18 protein-coding genes and 1 tRNA gene are annotated in these 18,406 nt (G+C 51.7%); 12 read left to right on the forward strand and 7 right to left on the reverse strand.

The features are described from left to right. The first annotated feature begins 11 nt into the window (after positions 1–11). Complete coding sequence (locus tag QJ036_RS07910; protein WP_283230849.1) at positions 12–1,160, forward strand: amidohydrolase family protein; 1,149 nt, start codon at positions 12–14, stop codon at positions 1,158–1,160. Positions 1,161–1,371: 211 nt separating this feature from the next. On the opposite strand, the gene QJ036_RS07915 is transcribed toward QJ036_RS07910, so the two are convergent. Continuing rightward, positions 1,372–2,496, reverse strand: coding sequence for a PTS transporter subunit EIIC (locus tag QJ036_RS07915; RefSeq protein ID WP_283230850.1), 1,125 nt, complete (start codon positions 2,494–2,496; stop codon positions 1,372–1,374). Between the two features lie 12 nt (positions 2,497–2,508). Next, entirely contained in the window at positions 2,509–3,471 is a 963-nt protein-coding gene (locus QJ036_RS07920) for a D-isomer specific 2-hydroxyacid dehydrogenase family protein (RefSeq protein WP_283230851.1), read from the reverse strand. A gap of 205 nt (positions 3,472–3,676) precedes the next feature. Between QJ036_RS07920 and QJ036_RS07925 the strand changes: the two genes are divergently transcribed. After that, positions 3,677–4,051 (forward strand): metal-sensing transcriptional repressor, encoded by a 375-nt coding sequence (locus QJ036_RS07925; protein ID WP_283230852.1) that lies wholly within the window; start codon positions 3,677–3,679, stop codon positions 4,049–4,051. Between the two features lie 81 nt (positions 4,052–4,132). Here the strand turns inward: QJ036_RS07925 and QJ036_RS07930 are convergent, their stop codons facing one another. Further along, the gene (locus tag QJ036_RS07930) at positions 4,133–5,239 is read right to left on the reverse strand and encodes an alanine racemase (protein ID WP_283230853.1); all 1,107 of its coding nucleotides are present in this window, start codon (positions 5,237–5,239) and stop codon (positions 4,133–4,135) included. 143 nt (positions 5,240–5,382) lie between these two features. Here QJ036_RS07930 and QJ036_RS07935 point away from each other — a divergent pair, with 143 nt between their 5' ends. Next, on the forward strand, positions 5,383–6,333 hold the full coding sequence (locus QJ036_RS07935) for a 3'-5' exonuclease (RefSeq protein ID WP_283230854.1): 951 nt from the start codon (positions 5,383–5,385) through the stop codon (positions 6,331–6,333). Positions 6,334–6,360: 27 nt separating this feature from the next. On the opposite strand, the gene QJ036_RS07940 is transcribed toward QJ036_RS07935, so the two are convergent. Next, a complete protein-coding gene (locus QJ036_RS07940; protein WP_283230855.1) occupies positions 6,361–7,845 on the reverse strand; it encodes a D-alanyl-D-alanine carboxypeptidase family protein in 1,485 nt (494 codons plus the stop codon). A gap of 155 nt (positions 7,846–8,000) precedes the next feature. On the opposite strand from QJ036_RS07940, the gene trmB reads away from it, so the two are divergent. The 4 genes from trmB (at position 8,001) to QJ036_RS07960 (ending at position 9,923) form a co-directional block, all read left to right on the forward strand. Continuing rightward, complete coding sequence (trmB, locus tag QJ036_RS07945) at positions 8,001–8,654, forward strand: tRNA (guanosine(46)-N7)-methyltransferase TrmB (protein ID WP_283230856.1); 654 nt, start codon at positions 8,001–8,003, stop codon at positions 8,652–8,654. Between the two features lie 63 nt (positions 8,655–8,717). Further along, positions 8,718–8,849, forward strand: a complete 132-nt coding sequence (locus QJ036_RS07950) for a hypothetical protein (protein ID WP_283230857.1) — start codon at positions 8,718–8,720, stop codon at positions 8,847–8,849. Between the two features lie 118 nt (positions 8,850–8,967). Beyond that, a tRNA-Lys gene (locus QJ036_RS07955) sits at positions 8,968–9,040 on the forward strand. Positions 9,041–9,245: 205 nt separating this feature from the next. Continuing rightward, on the forward strand, positions 9,246–9,923 hold the full coding sequence (locus QJ036_RS07960) for a beta/alpha barrel domain-containing protein (protein ID WP_283230858.1): 678 nt from the start codon (positions 9,246–9,248) through the stop codon (positions 9,921–9,923). Here QJ036_RS07960 and QJ036_RS07965 read toward each other — a convergent pair. Both QJ036_RS07965 and QJ036_RS07970 read right to left on the reverse strand, forming a co-directional pair. Next, the gene (locus tag QJ036_RS07965; protein ID WP_283230859.1) at positions 9,920–10,582 is read right to left on the reverse strand and encodes a hypothetical protein; all 663 of its coding nucleotides are present in this window, start codon (positions 10,580–10,582) and stop codon (positions 9,920–9,922) included. The genes QJ036_RS07960 and QJ036_RS07965 overlap by 4 nt on opposite strands. Positions 10,583–10,633: 51 nt before the next feature. Then, entirely contained in the window at positions 10,634–11,539 is a 906-nt protein-coding gene (locus tag QJ036_RS07970; protein ID WP_283230860.1) for an alpha/beta hydrolase, read from the reverse strand. Positions 11,540–11,728: 189 nt separating this feature from the next. Between QJ036_RS07970 and QJ036_RS07975 the strand changes: the two genes are divergently transcribed. The 3 genes from QJ036_RS07975 (at position 11,729) to bioB (ending at position 13,943) form a co-directional block, all read left to right on the forward strand. Beyond that, positions 11,729–12,289: a chromate transporter gene (locus QJ036_RS07975; protein ID WP_283230861.1), complete on the forward strand. Its 561-nt coding sequence runs from the start codon at positions 11,729–11,731 to the stop codon at positions 12,287–12,289. Next, positions 12,286–12,855, forward strand: a complete 570-nt coding sequence (locus tag QJ036_RS07980) for a chromate transporter (protein ID WP_283230862.1) — start codon at positions 12,286–12,288, stop codon at positions 12,853–12,855. Before QJ036_RS07975 ends, QJ036_RS07980 begins: the two co-directional genes overlap by 4 nt. Before the next feature lie 86 nt (positions 12,856–12,941). Further along, positions 12,942–13,943, forward strand: coding sequence for a biotin synthase BioB (bioB, locus tag QJ036_RS07985; protein WP_283230863.1), 1,002 nt, complete (start codon positions 12,942–12,944; stop codon positions 13,941–13,943). Between the two features lie 58 nt (positions 13,944–14,001). Here the strand turns inward: bioB and QJ036_RS07990 are convergent, their stop codons facing one another. Further along, the gene (locus QJ036_RS07990) at positions 14,002–15,228 is read right to left on the reverse strand and encodes a DUF401 family protein (protein ID WP_283230864.1); all 1,227 of its coding nucleotides are present in this window, start codon (positions 15,226–15,228) and stop codon (positions 14,002–14,004) included. Between the two features lie 183 nt (positions 15,229–15,411). Here QJ036_RS07990 and QJ036_RS07995 point away from each other — a divergent pair, with 183 nt between their 5' ends. Further along, positions 15,412–17,865 carry an HAD-IC family P-type ATPase gene (locus tag QJ036_RS07995; protein WP_283230865.1) on the forward strand — a complete coding sequence of 818 codons (2,454 nt, stop codon included), beginning with the start codon at positions 15,412–15,414 and terminating at the stop codon, positions 17,863–17,865. Positions 17,866–17,915: 50 nt separating this feature from the next. Then, a complete protein-coding gene (locus QJ036_RS08000; RefSeq protein WP_283230866.1) occupies positions 17,916–18,356 on the forward strand; it encodes a MarR family winged helix-turn-helix transcriptional regulator in 441 nt (146 codons plus the stop codon). Positions 18,357–18,406: the final 50 nt, after the last annotated feature.

Below are 18,406 nucleotides of genomic sequence, written 5' to 3' on the forward strand. Positions count from 1 at the left end.
AGGAGATGCTTATGTTAGATTTTTCTCATATTCCGGTTGTCGATGCCCATGCGCATCCATTTGTGCCGACGAGAGAAAAAGCGGATTATTCCTATGCATATTCCATGTGTGTGCACAAAGGCTTCGGCGATTTTCGATATTTGACGTCTTATCGCATGGCTCTTCAGGAATATAAAAGATTGTTTCAGCTTCCCAATGATGCTTCTGAAATTCAGGTGGTTGAGCTTCGCAACAGGACTGCTCAGGAAGACTACAAGAGCTTTGTAAAGCTGTTATATGAGGATGCAGGAATAGAGGCAATGATATCGGATTTTGGATTTCCGATAACAGGAGAAGGTCTCACGGCAGATGAATTTAAAGTGTTTGAAGACGCAGCAGGACCGGTTTGCGATATCTATGATATGATCAGAATCGAAACGACCTGTGATCGGTATCTTTACCGTTATGATATGTCTTTTGAAGACATGATCAATGCCTTTGATTCCTATGTGGAAGAGCATGTCAGGACACACAAGACAGTAGGAATTAAAACAGTAGTAGGATATTATACCGGAATAAAGTGGGAAGCAGTATCCTATGAAAAAGCAAAAAAGAATTTTGAGTCTGCTTATCGTGGGAAATATCTGCCGGGAAGGGAGGATAAAGCCTTTCGGGATTATATGGTATATCATGGACTGGAGCTTGCGGAAAAATATCGCATTGCATTCCAGATACACACAGGAGTTGGCGATCCGCCGGCCTGCGATTTGCGGCTCATGAATCCCAATGACCTTTATGAACTGCTGAATACGGGACTGGCGTCCAAAACAAAGATTGTGATTGTCCATGCGGGATTTCCGTATGGATATGAGGCAGCCTTTCTTGCAGCAAATTATCCGGGGGTTTATACTGATATTTCATCTACCGTTTCCTATCTTGGCAGAGCTGTTGAAGGTGAATTCAGGAAAATACTGGACGTTTGCCCGCACAATAAGATCATGTTTGGGTCTGACGGAGGCGGGTATGCTGACCAGTCGTGGTTTGCGGCAAATTATTTTAAAAGGGTACTATCCGAGGTGTTACAGGAATACGTTACAGATGGCTGTTTCACAGAAACCTATGCCAACAAAATCGGAAAAATGATTTTGCATGATAATGCGGTGAGAGTTTATCAGTTATAACAAACAAACGCCAAATATCAGGGAAGATAATATTACCCTGATGTCTGGCGTTTGATTTTTATGAGTTGTGTTCGTTTCATAATCCTAACATCTCCATTTCCGCTAATATTATACTCCTTTGGGAGTATAATATAAATACTGCTTTAAAAAATTGGCTTTTCTGCAGTTATTCCTTGTCGGAGGAAATGCTTTTCATTGGATCTCGTCTGCTCTATTCTGTATTTTGCTGCTTCTCTTCGCCGTGAAGAACCTTGTCCTCAAAGCCCAGGATCCAGGTCAGGACAAAGGTCACTGCAATGGTGACAGCCACGGCAAGGAGAGTGAAGGGGAAGGTATCCCCCAGAAAGATCGGCAGAGTGATAATGCTGGGCGAGGCGTAGGCCACGGAACGGATCCCTGTCAGACCGGATACGACTCCGCCGATGGAGGAGCCGATGATACTGGCGATGAAGGGCCGCTTGAGGGGAAGGAGAAGCCCGTAGATGGAGGGCTCTGTGATACCCATATAGGCCACAACGGAAGACTGAAGGGCCAGACTTTTTGTTTCGCGGTGCTTTGATTTGAGGGATATGGCGAGGGCAGCGGTGGCCATGGCAATATTTGCCGTCAGAAAAGCCGGACGACTGAAGGCGTCATAGCCCAGAGTCTCAATGGAAGCCAGCGCCGGAGGGAGAAACGCCAGACCGAAGCCGGCCGTCACGAGAAGCGGGGTCAGTCCGGCCAGGAGGACCACCGCAGGCCACCCGATCTTATCGTGGATAAAGATCAGACTGTTGCTCAATGCGTCCCCTATGATCAGGCCCACAGGCCCCAGCACAAGCAGCGTGAGAGGAGCCACGATCAGGGTCGTCAGAAGCGGCACGGCAAAAAAGGAAATAATATCGGGAAGCCATTTCCTCAGATGCTTTTCCACGAATGAGGAGCCCCATCCGATGAGAAAAGCGGGGATAACGGTGGAGCTGTAGGGTTTCATGGTCACAGGCAGCGTGAGGAAGGTCAGGCTGCCGCCATTTTCCACCAAAGAGGTGAAATCCGGGTGGAAAAGGATGGCTGTGAGAAACATGGCCAGATAAGGATTGCCGCCGCACCGTTTGGCTGCGGAGTAAGCCAGCAGGAACGGAAGAAAATAAAAGCCTGCATTTGATACAAAAGAAAAAATATAATAAGTGCTGCTGTCTGACTTCAGAATACCGAGAGAAGCAAGAAGAAGGATCAAAGCCTTCAGGATTCCGGCGGCCGTGATGACCGGAAGGGTAGGGGTAAAGATTTCAGAAACGAAGGCGATCGCCCTGTCCATGGCCGACGGCTTTTTTCTGTCATTTATGGGTTCCATCATGAATATCTCCTGTCATCTGCCGTTTCGGACTGTATTTACGCAGTGTTCAATGGAATAGCGAACCATGTCTCCCACTGCTTCGTCGGTAAAGAAGGCCGTATGGGGTGTCATGAGAACATTGGGCATGGCCTGAAGAATGGCCATTTCGTGGTGGCCCACGGGCTTATATTTGAAATCCTTATAATAAATGGCGCTTTCGCCCTCCACCACATCCAGGGCGGCGGCGGAAATCTTGCCGCTCTCCAGCGCTTCGATGAGGTCCGCAGTTTCGATGAGCACGCCGCGGGCCATATTGATGAGAATGACGCCATCCTTCATGGAATGGATGGTTTTTTTATTGATCATGTGACAGGTCTCTTCGGTGGCCGGGGTATGAAGGGTAATGAGATCCGACTCCCGGTAGAGGGTATCCAGGTCACAGTATTCAGCAAGGGCTTTTACACTGTCCTTCTGATAGATGTCGTAAGCCAGGATCCGGCAGCCGAAACCGCTTAAATTTTTGATGACAGTCTCGCCGATCTTTCCGGTACCGATGACGCCGACCGTCATATTGCAGAGCTCTTTTCCGCGAATATCCTTCAGGGAAAAATCCTGCCCCATGTATCTGGTGAGAATGGTCTTCATTTTTCGGATGGACATCAGCATAGCCATCACCGTATATTCGGCGACGGTGTGGGGCGTGTAGCTTACGTTGGAAACAGAAATGCCCAGTTCTGCGGCATATTTGTAATCCACATGCTCATAGCCTACAGTCCTGGTGGCAATGGCCTTGATTCCATAACTGTGCCAGATGTCAATGAGCTCCCTGCCCACCGGCGTGGTGATGATATCGACAGCATCGCAGCCTTCGGCAAGGCTGGCCGTTTCCGGAGTCGGCGGAAGAGGGGACAGGGAAAGCTCCACATCGTACTCTTTTCCGTATGTTTCAAAAAGGGAGGCTTCATCCTCTCTGCAGTTGTAAACAGCAATTTTCATAACGATATCCTCCTGCTGTAATTTTTGTCCACAAAATTATAGCACAATTTTCGGAGTGAGTACAACCGGTGTCAGAAAAAAACAGACGAAGCCCGGAAGAGGACATAACCGGGGCGGGGGCTTGTGGGGGCGGAGAATTTGTGTTAAAATGTCGGTAATTATCGGCAGGAGAAGTGAATCGCTGATGAGACAGGAGGCAGGTTCGATGGAAGAAAAGAATATGCATACCCATACCCATATAGGAGAAAATGGGGAGGTGATTGTCCATAGCCATGGTGATCACAGCCACGATGGGCATTCTCATGGCGCCCATCCCCATGTTCATACAAATACCAAAGCGGTGTTAAACCGGCTTTCCCGGGCCATCGGCCATCTGGAATCCATCCGGAGGATGGTGGAGGAGGGACGCGACTGCAGTGAGGTGCTGATACAGCTGTCGGCGGTGAAATCCGCCATCAATAACACAGGCAAGGTGATCCTGCAGGATCATATTGAGCACTGCATTGTGGATGCGGTGGAATCGGGAGATCATGAAGCTCTGGAAGAGCTTTCCCGGGCCATAGACAGGTTTGTGAAATAAAACGTGTCGGCGCTCCATGGATAAAAAACGGACAGGAAAAGGAAGTCTGCAAAAAGAGTCCTTTTTCCTGTCCATTTTTGGTTATTGAAGCTTTCCTCGGCAGGCGATGGACAGCTCCTCCACCACCTCCTGACCGGAAATGAGATAGGCCGTGTCATAAAGATTGCAAACCGGGCAGATGTGGACGGGGATGACGCGGATCTTGTCTCCGACGGAAATCTGCTCCCGGAAGTCCCTGTTTAAGATGATGGCGTGCTCGTCAAACATTCTGTCAATGTGGACATCGGGATAATCGAGAAGGGTGCCCTTTCCCGGTGTGGTACAGATGCCTTCCGTGCGGGTCTGCATGGTCAGTCCTTTGGCGCCCACGTCAAGGATTACCCGCTCCTCGGTGGGGCGGCTGATCACGGTGGTGAGGACGGTGGCCGCACAGCGGTCCAGAGTTCCGATGGCGTGGCCCTGTCCTGCATCCATGAGAATGTAGGTACCGAGACGAAGCTCAGTGATACCGTCCAGAACAGGTACATCGTTCATAATGGTGGGGGTCGCGCCGTAGCTTATGACCTCACAGGGCATTCCCGATTCTTCTGCCAGGTGGGCAAACCGGAGGGTACGCTTCTGGGCGCCGATGGACAGCTCCCGGCAGGCAGACACATCCTTTGCGCTGTAGGTATTGCCGTCATGGGAAAACAGTCCCTTGAGATGAACGTGGGGGCAGCGCCGGATGGTGTTGAGAAGAGTCTCGAAATCTGCCTCTTCCACGATACCGGAGCGGTTTTCTCCGACTTCGATTTCGATGAGCACCTCGGCCGGCTTTTCGGCATCAGCGAAAACCTCCTCGATCCCCTCCACCTGGCAGGGGGTATCGATTCCGAAAGAAATCCGGACCGTCTTTGCCAGTTCGCGGATCCTCTCCCATTTCCGGCGGCCGACGATCTCGTTGGCGATGAAAATATCTGTGAGGCCGTGAGCAGCCATCACCTCGGCCTCTCCGACCTTTGCCACTGCAATGCCGCAGGCACCGTGAGCCATCTGAAGCTTCGCAAGCTCCGGTATTTTGTGGGTCTTGGTGTGGGGCCTCAGGGCCACGTGATGTCTGTCTGCGAAATCCTGAACGAAACGAATGTTATCCAGCATGATTTCCCGGTCGATCAAAAGTGCGGGGGTATCAAGATCCTTAAAATTCATGGCGAACTCCTCCTTTGCATTCATCATAAAGGAAAAAAACGGTAAAGTCAATGGAAGGGAAAGTTTGAAATTGCGCCGCCGCCCTGATTGTGGTAGAATGAAAAACGAATATGCGAAAGAGGGCAGAAAGGCGGTGAAAGGGTATGGAGTATATTGTGCTGGATCTGGAATGGAATCAGAGCCCGCGGGGAAAGGCGGGAGAGCGCAGAGGCATGCCCTTTGAGATCATTGAGATCGGCGCTGTGAAGCTGGATGAGTCCATGACTGTCCTCAGTCAGTTTGATGAGGTCATAAAACCGGCCGTTTACCGGCAGCTTCATCATAAAACGAAGGAGATCCTTCATCTGGAGATGGAAGAGCTGGCGAAGGCCAGAAGCTTTAAGGCAGTGGCGGAGGATTTCTTCCGCTGGTGCGGCGACGACTACATGATGTGTACCTGGGGCTCCATGGATCTGACGGAGCTTCAGCGGAATCTCAATTTTTTCTGGGTGAAGAATTCCATGAAAAAGCCGCTCCTCTATTACGATGTGCAGAAGCTGTTCAGTATTCTTTATGAGGACGGAAAAAGCCGCCGTTCGCTGAGAGACGCGGTGGAATACCTGGAGATCGAGGAGGATATCCCCTTCCACCGGGCCATTGACGATACGCTTTATACCGTAAAGATCCTGCAGAAAATGGATTGGGAGGCGGTAAAGCAGTATGTATCCGTTGATTATTTCCGGCCTCCGGAGAAAAAGGAGGAGGAGCTTCACCTGATATTTGCATCTTACGCCAAGGATGTTTCCAGGATATTTGCCGGCAAGGAGGAGCTTCTGTCGGACCGGGAGGTCCTTTCCTCCAGGTGCTATGTCTGCGGCCGCAGCCTGCGGAAAAAGATCCGGTGGTTTTCCGGGAACGGAAAAAATTATCTCTGTCTGGCCCTTTGTCCGGAGCACGGATACATGAAGGGGAAGCTGAGGCTGAAAAAGGCGGAGCGCGGCGGTATCTTTGCAGTGAAAACGAGAAAGCTTGTTTCCGAGGAGGGCGCGGAGGCAGTGCGCCAGAAGAAAAAGGAGCTTGAGAAAAAGAAAAGGGAAAAGAAACAAGCCGTGTGATCGAACACGGCTTGCTGTATGGACGTATTAAAAATCCAGATGATCATCCCGGTATTTGGCCCTTCCGCGGAGCCGTTTCCGCCGTCTGCGGATCTCTTTTCTGGCATTGCGGACGCGGATAATGCTCTTTCGTCTCCTTTTCCGCTTCCGGATGAAGACGACCAGAAGGATCAGAAACAGGATGGCGGCGGCAATGATCGCGACGAGCCAGATGTTGATAAAGAGCGTGCCGTTGGAGGACGGCTTTTCCATACCGACAGGGGACACCGATTCCTCGGCAGTTTCATGCTCCTTGAAATCGAAGTGCTTCTTTCCGTTGTCGATGAGCAGAAGGGTACCATAGCCCAGGGGGGCATTCTGGTAGGAATAGGTGATGTTTGCCACCACATTGGAGCCGGATGAGGTATTGAGGATCAGGGTGCTTTCCAGGTTTTCCGGACTGATCGAATTGGGCAGGATCGCCCAGCTGTCATCGGAGAGCTCCAGGGAAGCCGCTGTGGTATCGAAAACGCCCTGGGAGGAGGAGAGAAAATCATCCTTGTTTATCGTGGTGTGTCCCTCGTCAGCCATGTTGTAGGCCGTGAAATTGCTGAAGCCGAAATCGAACATGGCGATGGTATCCTCATAATGCTTCCAGTTGGATTTCATGGAAACGGCAATGAGTTCCGTATTTCCGCGGACGGCATAGGTTACCAGCGTGTTGCCGGCCTCAGGCGTATAGCCTGTTTTTCCGGCCACAGCCCCCTCATAGGTGTATTCGGACTCGGCAAGCATCTTATGGCTCTGCACCAGATAACGGGCCTCCGGGTTTTTGTTGGTGGGGTCTATGGTGTAACGATCTGCGGAGGAAATTTGAATGAATGTGTCATTGCGGATCAGCTCTTTCATAATGAGAGCCATATCGTGACAGGTGGTATAATGATTTTCGTCGTGGAGACCGTGGGCATTGACAAAATGGGTGTTGGTACAGCCCAGCTGAGCTGCGCGGGCATTCATCATTTCGGCAAAGGCATCCATGGATCCGGCTACATGCTCGGCCAGACCGTTGGCGACTTCGTTGGCAGACTTTATGAGAAGGGCATACATGCACTGCTCTACGGTCAGCTGTTCGCCGTCGGTGACAGAAATATGGCTGGAATCTGCCTCAATGCTGAAAACAGCATCGTGGGAAAAAGTCACCACTTCAGAAAGAGAACAGTTTTCAAGAACTAAAAGTGCGGTCATCAGCTTGGTGATGCTGGCCGGATAAAGCTTTTCGTCGGCATTCTGTCCGAAAAGGACCGTGCCAGTCCTGGCATCCATGAGAATACCGGCTTCCGCCTGGAGGGCGGGACCGGAAGGCCATTCGGCCAGGCTTGCAGGTTCTGTATCAAAGCTGGGAGTCTCTGCCGCAACAGAAGCACCGGCGTCCTCCTGGGCAGCAAGGGCAGTCCTGCCGGCTTTGCCGCAAACAACAGAAAAGAGGCATAATGCTGCAAGAAGCAGACAAAATACCCGGGATAGTTTTTTCATTTATAGACTACTCCTTATAAAAATGATACTATTTGAATTAGATTATAATGGAAAAAGCCTCCGGTGGCAAGTAAATCCCGCCAAAATCCGGGATTTCCGGCGAAAAGTGGGGAAAAAGACCTGAAATAAATCTATAATTGAGAGGAAAACAGGAAATGAGACTGCGAAATGTAAAAGGAGCCAGAGATGTTCTGGCTGAGAGCACCTATGTGGTGGAGGAGCCGGAAGCTCACCGGGGAAACTGGAAGGAAGTTTTCGGAAACGGGAATCCTATCCGAATGGAGATCGGGATGGGCAAGGGCCGTTTTCTCCTGGAGCTTGCATCGCTCCATCCGGAAATCAATTATATCGGCGTGGAAATGTATGCCAGTGTCTTGGTACGGGCAGTGCAGAAGCTGGAGGGGGTACCGGAGATGCCCAATGTGCGGTTTTTGAATGTGCAGGCAGAATATCTGGAAAACTTCTTCGCACCGGGGGAGATCGACAGACTGTATCTGAATTTCTCGGATCCCTGGCCCAAGGCACGCCACGCGAAACGACGCCTGACCTCGCCGGTATTTCTGGAACGGTACGAAAAGATCCTGAAAGAGGGCGGAATCCTGGAATTTAAGACTGACAACCGGGATCTCTTTGAATATTCCCTGGAGTCCGTAAAGGGGACGAGAGGCTGGGAGCTTCTTTCCCATACCTTTGATCTCCATCATGAGGAGGACCTGTGCCGCGGAAACGTGATGACGGAGTATGAGCAGAAGTTTTCAGAGAAGGGGCAGCCCATCTGCAAGCTGACGGCAGGCTGTAAGGAAATCTGAGGGAGTCAGGAGAAAGCCTTCTGCATAGTATGGTACTAAGAAGCCCCGGCGGGAGGCGCCGTTGTGAAAAGAAGGATGAGTTTTCAGGAAAAGCTTTCCCGGATATGCTGTGACAAAAAGAATCTGGACAGGAAGGCCCTTAAGGTGCAGAAATCCCTGAAAGAGATCCAGGAGCTGCTGGATAAAAAGCCCTGATAAAAAATGATAACAAAAAAATTAAAAAATTTTAAAAAACTGCTTGCAATTATAAAAACTATGAGCTATAATAATGTTCGTGCTCAAGAGACAAGCCTCACGGGCACGGACAAGATTTGCGCTGCTAGCTCAGTTGGTAGAGCACCTGACTCTTAATCAGGGTGTCCAGGGTTCGAGCCCCTGGCGGCGCACTGAAAGCACTGTTTTCGATGACGAAAAGAGCACCGGGGACGGTGTTTTTTTTGTGTTCCCTGAAGCAATGATTTTGTATGTATCATAAATTTTTTCTAAAGAAAGCCGGGAAGATCTTGACACATCGGTCTTTTTGTTGTTAAATGGTTTAAAATAAAACCGTTTAAAAGAGAACGAAATCGCAGAGGCGAGAGGAGGAATCCGATGGAAGATAAATATATACCGACCATAGAAGGAAATTTAAGAAAACACATGGTGCTTGTGCCGAAGGTGATCGAGGAGGCCAGCGGGATCCGCATTTTCGGAAAGCTGATCAAATCGCTGGTCTTTACGACTGACATTGCGATCATCCGAAACTGCAATGCAGATGCAGTGCTGGCGGTCTATCCTTTTACACCGCAGCCCATCATCAGCCAGGCGCTGATCAATGCATCCGGCCTTCCGGTGTTCTGCGGAGTAGGAGGCGGCACTACGACGGGGAAGCGGGTCACCAATCTGGCTGAGGACGCGGAATTTCTGGGAGCCCACGGCGTGGTGGTCAATGCGCCGACGCCCAATGAGACTCTGGAATACCTGAGAAGAAAAATTGAGATTCCCATCATCGTGACGGTGGTGTCCGAACGGACTGACATTCGAAAAAGAGTGGAGAGCGGCGCTTCGATCATCAATGTTTCCGGAGCCGCAAAAACGCCGGAGATCGTAGCTTCCATCAGAAAGGAATTTCCGGAGCTGCCCATCATTGCCACCGGCGGCGGCAACGATGAGAGTATTCGAAGAACCATTGAAGCGGGAGCGAATGCCGTCACCTTCACACCGCCCACCAATGGACAGATCTTCGCGGAGATGATGGTCAGATACCGGCAGCAGGAAAACGTGATTTAACAGATCACTTTTTTCCCGTTTTCCGGCGCCTTGTCCTGACTCTTTTCTTTTTCATAGGGCAGCGTCTTTTCGACCCGGTTGATCACATCGATCAGGACGGCAGAGATCAGAAATCCTCCGGCGCTGAGCAGGGTGGAGGATGCCTCGGCAAAGCCGTTGAAACACAGGTGCAGGACAGCGGCAGCAGTGTCTGCCAGTAAGATCGCCATCAGAAACAGACAGAACTTCTGCAGACGCAGAGACGTGGTGCGGTAGTCATAGACCGTCATTTTCTTTGGCGCGATGGTGTAATAAAAGAGAACCACCAGCAGATACAGGTAAAGGAAAATGGTCGGGAGCTCCAGGATCGCCGCGTACCAGGTCAGATTGAAGGAGATGCGGCGGGTGCCGCAGAACAGAAACAGAGCGGCGGAGCCAAGGAGCAAAAGGGCATACAGAGCCCGCAGACCGTACCACTGGGACGAGCTTAAGGGCACGGAATAATAGTCGCCGACGTAGACGGAAACCGTTCTGGTTCCGGAGCGGCCGTTTCCGCGGGGAATCTGATAAAATTCATAGCCTTCTGAATATTTTTTAAAGCGTACACTGCGAATGGTCGGCCACCGTTTTTCGGTGGCCTCTTCTCTTTCTTTCATGGATTTCAATGAAAACAGTCCCATAAAAGCCTCCTTAAACAATCAAAATCATTCCGACGGGAAATTAAATGCAGATCAGGGACGCCGCCGGCCGGCGATGTCCAGGAAAAAGTTGCATTGTTTTTCGTTGACCTCGCGGGCTTCCTCCTCCTTCATGTGGGTGTGAAAATCATGCCACAGGGGAACCTTTCTTCCCACACAGTCGTAAAGCAGGCAGGGAATTCCGAAGGAATCCAGCGCCTCTTTCATCCGGTGGGACTGGGGGCGGAGAAAATCCTGCTCTGCCGTGATCAGGCAGACCGGGGGAAACTTTGCCGAAAGGCCGTCAATGGCGTTGAGAAGCGGAAGAAATTCCACCGGGTCCTCTGTGTGGAAGATCTCTCTCAGGATATCCCGGGTATTGCTTTCGCCATCGACCACCTCCATAAACAGATCAAAAACCCCGCAGTTGAGTCCCAGGGCCAGAGGAGCAAAGTCCTCCGGCGGTTTTATGGAGTAGCGGGCTGCAAAGCCCGGATTGGTGCAGATGCCTGCATAGATGGCAGCCAGATTTCCGCCGGCGGAATCTCCCACCATAAAAATCCGTTCTGCATCCAGCTGATATTCCCCGCAATGGCCGAGAACCCATTTGACAACGTGATCCGTGTCCACAAGCTCGTCAGTGACCGGGTGCTCCGGAGCAAGACGGTAGCTGAAATTCACTACGGCAAAGCCGTACTGCGCCAGACTCATGCAATAATACTGGTACCCTTCCTTGCAGCCATAGACCCAGGCGCCTCCATGGACGCTGATGATCACCGGAAAAGGTCCCTTTTTATATTTCGGCAGATAGACATCAAGCCTGTTCCAGTCAGGGTCCGCGGTGTCATAAAGAATATCGTCGAAGCGGAGCACATCCTCCGGCGAAGCAAGCCCTTCATTTTTTTCACGGTCGCCGGCACTGAATTCGGCACGCAATCTGCTGTAGAGCGTCTCTCTCATAGTAACACTCCTTCCCGGATCGCTCTTTGGGGAACGATCATTTTTGTAGCTTGATTATAGCATATGGAGAGAGAAAAGTACAAGAACAGTCGCCGCAGGACGCTTTTATCAAATGAAGTTTGAAAATGTCCGGGATTTGAGTATAATAAATAGCGGAAGCGAAATCATCCTGTGAGAGGAACTGCGAAAATGAAAGAAAAACGAAAAAAGATCGGTGCGTTGTTTCTTACCTTTCTGAAGATCGGTGCCTTCACCTTCGGCGGCGGCTATGCCATGATCCCGCTGATCCAGAAGGAAGCGGTGACGAAGCGCCGCTGGATCGAGGACAAGGATATTCTGGATATTGTGGCCATTGCCGAATCGACCCCGGGTCCCATTGCCATCAATTCGGCTACCTTTGTGGGCTTCGAGGTGGCAGGCTTTTGGGGGGCTTTTGCGTCTACCTTCGGGGTAGTGCTGCCTTCGTTTCTTATGATCGCGGCGATTTCCCTCGTCCTTAAGGAGTTTCAGCATATGCAGGCGGTACAGTACGCCTTCAACGGAATCCGGGCAGGAGTTCTGGCCCTGATCCTCAAGGCCTTCTGGAGCATGTACAAGCAGTGTCCGAAGAAGCCGATGTCCTATGTGATCGCGGCAGCTGCCTTTGTGGCGGCGGCGTTTCTTAAGGTGGATGTATTGTATATCATTCTCGGCTGCGCGGCGGCAGGCCTCTTATCCACAGCAGTTGTTTCGGGGAGGGCGCGGAAATGATCTATCTGGAATTGTTTTTCACATTTTTAAAGATCGGAGCCTTTACCTTTGGAGGCGGCTACGCCATGCTTCCTTTTATTCAGACGGAGGTTCAGGCCCACGGGTGGCTTTCCATGGAGGAACTGGTCAATTTTGTCGCAGTCAGTGAATCCACGCCGGGGCCCTTTGCAGTCAATATTTCTACCTATGTGGGCATGGAGACCGCCGGGCTGCCGGGGGCACTCTGCGCTACGCTGGGAGTGACCCTTCCTTCCTTTGTGATCATTCTCCTGGTGGCAAAGTGCTTTGCACGGTTTAAGAGCAGTAAGATCGTAGCAGGCGCCATGTCGGGTCTGAAACCGGCAGTGATCGGTCTCATCGGTTCGGCGGTGATCTCTGTGGGACAGACCGTATTTTTTGCTGACGGCTTTTCCGCTTTTCAGGGGATCGATTACGGCTTTGTCTGCTCTCTGGTGATCTTTGCGGCAGCGCTCATTATGATCATTAAGAAGGTCCATCCAATTCTGGTCATTGTTCTGGCAGCGGTGCTGGGAATCGGTTCCGGGTATCTGGGACAGATTTTGTAAACCTTATTATAAAAACGGTTGACAATCTGTAAAAATATTTTTATAGTGTGAAGAGGAAAATCATTTGCAGAAAGGAAGACCGGAATATGGATTTGCAGAACAATACAGCGCTTCAGGACCAGGAGCTGCAGAAAATGAAGCAGCGGGTGCTGAACGGGGAACTCATTGGGAAGGAGGAAGCCCTTTGGCTGGCAGAGCAGCCGCTTTCGAAGCTAAGCAAAGCAGCCGATGAGATCCGACGGCATTTTTGCGGCAATGGCTTTGACATCTGTACGATTATCAACGGGAAGAGCGGGCGCTGTTCCGAGGACTGTAAATACTGCGCCCAGTCTGCTTTTTATCATACAGGGGCGGAGGAATATCCGCTGCTTTCCACAGAGGAGATCACAGAGCAGGCGAAATACAACGATGACAGAGGGGTGCTCCGGTATTCCATTGTCACGTCGGGGAAACGGCTGTCCGACCGGGAAGTGGACAGGATGTGCGAGAGCATCCGCGATATTAAGGAAAAGACGGGGATTGCCGTGTGCGTCTCCTTCGGGCTTCTGAACGAGGAACAGTACAGGCGCCTCAAGGAAGCCGGGGCAGAGCGGGTCCACAATAATCTGGAAAGCTCGAGAGCCTATTTCCCTCAGGTCTGCACCACCCACACCTTTGACGACAAGATAGCTGCCATAAAAGCAGCCCGGGCGGCCGGGATGAGTGTATGCAGCGGCGGCATCATGGGGCTTGGAGAGACCATGGAGGACCGGATCGATATGGTACTGACGATCCGGGAGCTGGGAGTTCGCTCCATTCCGGTGAATATGCTGAATCCCATTCCGGGAACTCCCTATGAACACAACCGGCGTCTGACCGGCGACGATATGAGAAGGATCGTAGCTGTGTTCCGGTTCCTGGTACCGGATGCATCCATCCGGCTGGCAGGCGGCCGGGGACTTCTGCCCGACAAGGGTCGGGCCTGCTTCTGTTCCGGGGCTAACGCCGCCATTTCCGGCGATATGCTGACAACGGCGGGGATCACCATAGAGCAGGATATGAAGCTCCTCGAAGAGCTTGGCTATGAACCGAGGCTTTGGGATAAATAGAAAATAAAAAAAGAACGGCGTATCGGATGGCTTTGAAGCTGCCGATACGCCGTTTTTATCAGAACCCGAGAGCGGTCAGAATACCGTAGTAGACGAACACCGCCAGAGTAAAGAGCGTTACCAGGGGCAGCGTCTTCTTGATCATTTTGCTTAAAGAGACGCCGTAATCTTCTGCACACAGGGTAAGGCAGACATGGACCGGTGAGATCTGCATGGCCACATAGTCAATGCTCATGAGCAGGACGAAAAGGGCCAGTCCGGGTGCGCCCGGCGCAAGGGAAGCCATGGCCATGGGCATGCAGAGGATAACGGCGGCCTGGTTTCCGGCGACCACTGCGGAGAAGAAGAAAATCAGCGCATAGATCAGGAAGGACGGAATCGGCAGGGAGGAAAACAACGCCGGCATCACAGTGACCACTCCGGTGGCGGTCAGAATTTCCTTAAAAATCATCACCAGAAGGCTGCTGATCAGAAGCTTCGGTTCAAAGGCGGTGCGCAGAAAGGAAATCAGCTCCGCCGGGCGGAATCTGTTCACAAAAATGTTGACAACAATACAGATCAGCACGGCGAGGGGCACCCGCAGCCTGAAAAAAAGGATCAGGACAATGGCAAGGGCAATGGGCCAGATGCTTTTTACGAGAAGCTTCCAGTAAAAGGCTTTTGGCTTGTCCGGGACAATACCGCTGTCCTTGGGAATCTTTCGCAGGTAAACGATCCAGCCGACTGCAAACAGAAGGATTACCATGGGGATCATGGCAAGGATGAAGGAGGAGGTCGTTACCCGTCCGCCGGACAGGGTGATGGCAATGAAGATCGTCGTGTAGGTGGGGAGAAAGCTTTCGGAAATATGGCGGAAATAGGAGGTGATGCAGGCCTTTTCCTCGGTGGTAAGCTCATCTCCCACGCTGCCCCGCACAATGGGGCCGCAGATGATGACGGTGCTGGCGGCAGGGAGCATTCCCAGAATAAAGGGGACAATGGAGACATTGATGCGCCGGTTGTTGAACAGTCCGTTCATGGCCAGCTGTGCATTGCTCAGGTTTTTTCTGTCCTCCATCATCCGCTGCAGATAGGTCAGGGTATAGAGCACAAGGAGTACTTCGATGGTCGATGAGGACAGAGCGCCGTCCCTCACCGCCGTGGCAGCAGTGGAAACAGGAAGCTGAAAGAGCAGGACGGCGGCCACGGAGGCTGCGGCAACTGCTATGGAAAGCGGTTTTTTCAACCACATGATCCCGATAATAATGAAAAAAACAAGTACAAGCTTCAGAATTTCCAGATACATATCGTTTCCTCTTTCTCAAATGTAATAGACATGAATTAATTATATAGGCAGGCCTTTCTTTGGGCAAGAAATATTTGTCGAAAAAGCGGTTGTTCTTGTGCTTTTTTGGGGGAAAATGCTATAATGGGCACAACACGTAAAGCATGTAAAGAATGTAAAGCATGAAGAGCGCTTTGCAGAAGAATGGCTGCAAAACAGGGCGTGAAAAAGGGGGCGGCAGGACAAGGGATGTCGGAGTCAAACGGAAAGGGCGGCAGATATGGAACGACAGGACTTTCGTCGGCCCAGGTGCAGGAGCGGATGGCGAAGGGACTGCGGAATCTGCCGGTGGAGACCCCGTCCAAATCAGTGGGGCAGATCGTGGCGGGCAGTATCTTTACTTTTTTCAATTTTATATTTGCGGTGCTGGCAGCCTGCCTGATCCTTGTGGGTCATTATAAGCAGATGCTGTTTCTCGTCGCCGTCATTGTGAACGCAGTGATCGGCATTGTCCAGCAGCTTCGTTCCAAACGGGTGGTGGACCGGCTTTCTCTGGTGGCTCAGGCGCAGTACCCTGTGATCCGGGATGGGCAGGAATTTGAGTGCCCATCTGACGGGCTTGTACAGGATGATATGGTGATCTTTCAGGCCGGCGCCCAGATACCGGCGGATGCTGTGGTGATAGAAGGGGAAGCAAGAGCCAGCGAGGCGCTGATCACCGGCGAGGCTGATGCAGTATACAAAAAACCGGGATCGGAGCTTAAATCGGGCAGCTTTATTCTGTCGGGACATTGTCTGGCAAGACTGACCCATGTGGGAGCGGATTCCTACGCTTCCCGACTCACGGTGGAGGCCAGAAAAAAAGGCTTCGGGAAGAAATCGGAGATGATGAATTCCCTTGATAAAATACTCCGGGTGATCGCCGTTGCCCTGGTTCCCATGGGTCTTCTGCTGTTCTGGAAGCAGCACTGGATCCTCGGCTTTGATATCGGGGGAGCCACGGTGGCTGTCATTGCGGCTCTGGTGGGAATGATACCGGAAGGGCTCTACCTCCTTACCAGTGTGGCGCTGGCGCTTTCCGTCATGCGGCTGGCAAAGGGAAACACGGTCGTCCATGAGATGAGCTGTGTTGAGACTCTGGCACGGGTGGATGTGCTCTGTGTGGACAAGACCGGCACCATTACGGAGCCCAGAATGCAGGTGTCCGGGGTCGTCTGCCTTAATGAAGAAAGAGGAGAGGCTTTTATTAGCCGTTTTTTATACGCTTATTGCGGAGCTCTGGAGATGGACAACGAGACAGCCATGGCCATGGAGCGGTACTGCAGAGACCTGGAGGAAGAAAAGCCGTTCTGCCCCTGGAGGGTACTCCGGGCGATTCCCTTCCAGTCAAAAACAAAATGGAGCGCAGTTACCTTTGAAGAACAGGGGACCTTTGTAATGGGAGCACCGGAGGTGCTCATGGGGAACGCGCTGGACGGGGAGGAGGAACTTTCCCGCCGGCTGAAGAGCTGTGAGGAGCGGGGAGAACGGGCAATTCTGGCGGCGGAGTACAGGGGAAGCCCTGAGGAGGGGAAAACCCTCACGGGACAGACAGTTCCGCTGGCATTGATCGTCATTGCCAACAACATACGGGAAAATGCGGAGGAGACCTTCCGGTATTTTGAAAGCCAGGGAGTCACGGTCAAAGTGATCTCCGGAGACAATCCCATGACAGTTTCCAGAATCGCCGAACAGGTGGGAATTTCCGGAGCGGACCGGTTTGTGGACGCCAGGAGCCTTAAATCGGAGGAAGAGCTTTCCCGGGCGGCAGAGGCTTATACCGTATTCGGAAGAGTGACGCCGGAGCAGAAGCGGGAGCTTGTGAAGGCTCTGAAGGCCGGAGGCCACACGGTGGCCATGACCGGCGACGGGGTCAACGATGTGCTGGCTCTCAAGGATGCCGACTGCGGCGTGGCCATGGCATCCGGCAGCGACGCAGCCTGCCAGGCGGCCCACCTGGTTCTTCTGGATTCGGATTTTTCGGCCATGCCGCGGGTAGTGGCTGAGGGACGCCGCGTGATCAATAATATCGAGCGGGCGGCAGCTCTTTTTCTGGTGAAAAATATTTTTTCCTTCGTTCTCACGGTCATTCTGCTTTTTATTCCGTTCCCTTATCCGCTGATGCCCATTCAGCTTACCATGATCGGAATGTTTGCCATCGGTGTTCCTTCATTTTTGCTTGCTCTGGAACCAAATGAGGAGCTGATCCGGGGCCGGTTTATTTACAATGTGGCAGTGAAGGCACTTCCGGGCGGACTGACCAATGTGGCAGCAGTGCTGGTCGTTTCTGTTGTTTGTACCGTCATGGGCTGGACAACGGGGGTCATGAACACCATGGCCGGCGCAGCCGTGGGCTTTGTGGGCATTCTGGTGCTGGCGCAGGTGTGTATGCCCTTTGACAGAAAGCGGTTTGCCATCTGGAGCTCCATGGCTCTTTTGATGGGAATCAATATTATTATTCTGGGACCGGTGCTGTATTCGCTGGTGAGCCTTACCCTTTTCCAGCTGATGATCCTTGGGATCATCCTCGGAGCAGCCTGGCCGTTTCTGGTCCTCATGAGACGGCTGGTAGATGCGGTAAATGACCGGATCCATAATATTGATGCCAGGCGCTTGTGATTTTTTGGGGATTGTGATAGTCTATATTATATATGCGGGGAGGTGGGGAAATGGACAGCTATGATACCTTCAATCATATCCTGGTGAGCTTGTTCAATGAGATTATGGATATCGAGGAAAAGGCCATTATCACCGAAAGCTTTCAGGATATTACCAACAACGATATGCATGTGATCGAAGCCATCGGGATCGGGACGCCGAAAAACATGTCAGCCATTGCAAAGCAGCTCCATGTGACCACCGGTACATTGACCATATCCATGAACAGCCTGGTGAAGAAGGGGTATGTGAAGCGAGAACGCAGCGAGCGGGACAGGCGGGTCGTTTATATTATGCTGACGGCCAAGGGCAAGCTGGCTTACAGGCACCACGCCGAGTTCCATCGGAAGATGACGGAGGCTTTGGTGGAAGGGCTGGATCCGGAGGAAACGAAGCTTCTGGTGCGGGCCCTCACCAATTTGAAGAATTTTTTCGAAAATTATGCAAAATAAAGATTAAATACCGCCGAATGTACGGGGAAGCCCGTTTTCGGCGGTATAAT

Origin of the sequence: Fusibacillus kribbianus (genome assembly GCF_030053595.1) — a bacterium.
GTDB classification, from domain to species: Bacteria; Bacillota; Clostridia; order Lachnospirales; family Lachnospiraceae; genus Lientehia; species Lientehia kribbiana.

What these genes read in the sequence shown, in the direction of transcription:
- QJ036_RS07965 (WP_283230859.1), bottom strand. Translation starts at nt 10,582, where the DNA reads ATGGGACTGTTTTCATTGAAATCCATGAAAGAAAGAGAAGAGGCCACC.
- QJ036_RS07980 (WP_283230862.1), top strand. Translation starts at nt 12,286, where the DNA reads ATGATCTATCTGGAATTGTTTTTCACATTTTTAAAGATCGGAGCCTTT.
- QJ036_RS07915 (WP_283230850.1), bottom strand. Translation starts at nt 2,496, where the DNA reads ATGATGGAACCCATAAATGACAGAAAAAAGCCGTCGGCCATGGACAGG.
- QJ036_RS07970 (WP_283230860.1), bottom strand. Translation starts at nt 11,539, where the DNA reads ATGAGAGAGACGCTCTACAGCAGATTGCGTGCCGAATTCAGTGCCGGC.
- QJ036_RS07940 (WP_283230855.1), bottom strand. Translation starts at nt 7,845, where the DNA reads ATGAAAAAACTATCCCGGGTATTTTGTCTGCTTCTTGCAGCATTATGC.
- QJ036_RS07995 (WP_283230865.1), top strand. Translation starts at nt 15,412, where the DNA reads ATGGCTGCAAAACAGGGCGTGAAAAAGGGGGCGGCAGGACAAGGGATG.
- trmB (WP_283230856.1), top strand. Translation starts at nt 8,001, where the DNA reads ATGAGACTGCGAAATGTAAAAGGAGCCAGAGATGTTCTGGCTGAGAGC.
- QJ036_RS07930 (WP_283230853.1), bottom strand. Translation starts at nt 5,239, where the DNA reads ATGAATTTTAAGGATCTTGATACCCCCGCACTTTTGATCGACCGGGAA.
- QJ036_RS07920 (WP_283230851.1), bottom strand. Translation starts at nt 3,471, where the DNA reads ATGAAAATTGCTGTTTACAACTGCAGAGAGGATGAAGCCTCCCTTTTT.
- QJ036_RS07975 (WP_283230861.1), top strand. Translation starts at nt 11,729, where the DNA reads ATGAAAGAAAAACGAAAAAAGATCGGTGCGTTGTTTCTTACCTTTCTG.
- QJ036_RS07990 (WP_283230864.1), bottom strand. Translation starts at nt 15,228, where the DNA reads ATGTATCTGGAAATTCTGAAGCTTGTACTTGTTTTTTTCATTATTATC.
- QJ036_RS07910 (WP_283230849.1), top strand. Translation starts at nt 12, where the DNA reads ATGTTAGATTTTTCTCATATTCCGGTTGTCGATGCCCATGCGCATCCA.
- QJ036_RS07935 (WP_283230854.1), top strand. Translation starts at nt 5,383, where the DNA reads ATGGAGTATATTGTGCTGGATCTGGAATGGAATCAGAGCCCGCGGGGA.
- QJ036_RS07925 (WP_283230852.1), top strand. Translation starts at nt 3,677, where the DNA reads ATGGAAGAAAAGAATATGCATACCCATACCCATATAGGAGAAAATGGG.
- bioB (WP_283230863.1), top strand. Translation starts at nt 12,942, where the DNA reads ATGGATTTGCAGAACAATACAGCGCTTCAGGACCAGGAGCTGCAGAAA.
- QJ036_RS07960 (WP_283230858.1), top strand. Translation starts at nt 9,246, where the DNA reads ATGGAAGATAAATATATACCGACCATAGAAGGAAATTTAAGAAAACAC.
- QJ036_RS08000 (WP_283230866.1), top strand. Translation starts at nt 17,916, where the DNA reads ATGGACAGCTATGATACCTTCAATCATATCCTGGTGAGCTTGTTCAAT.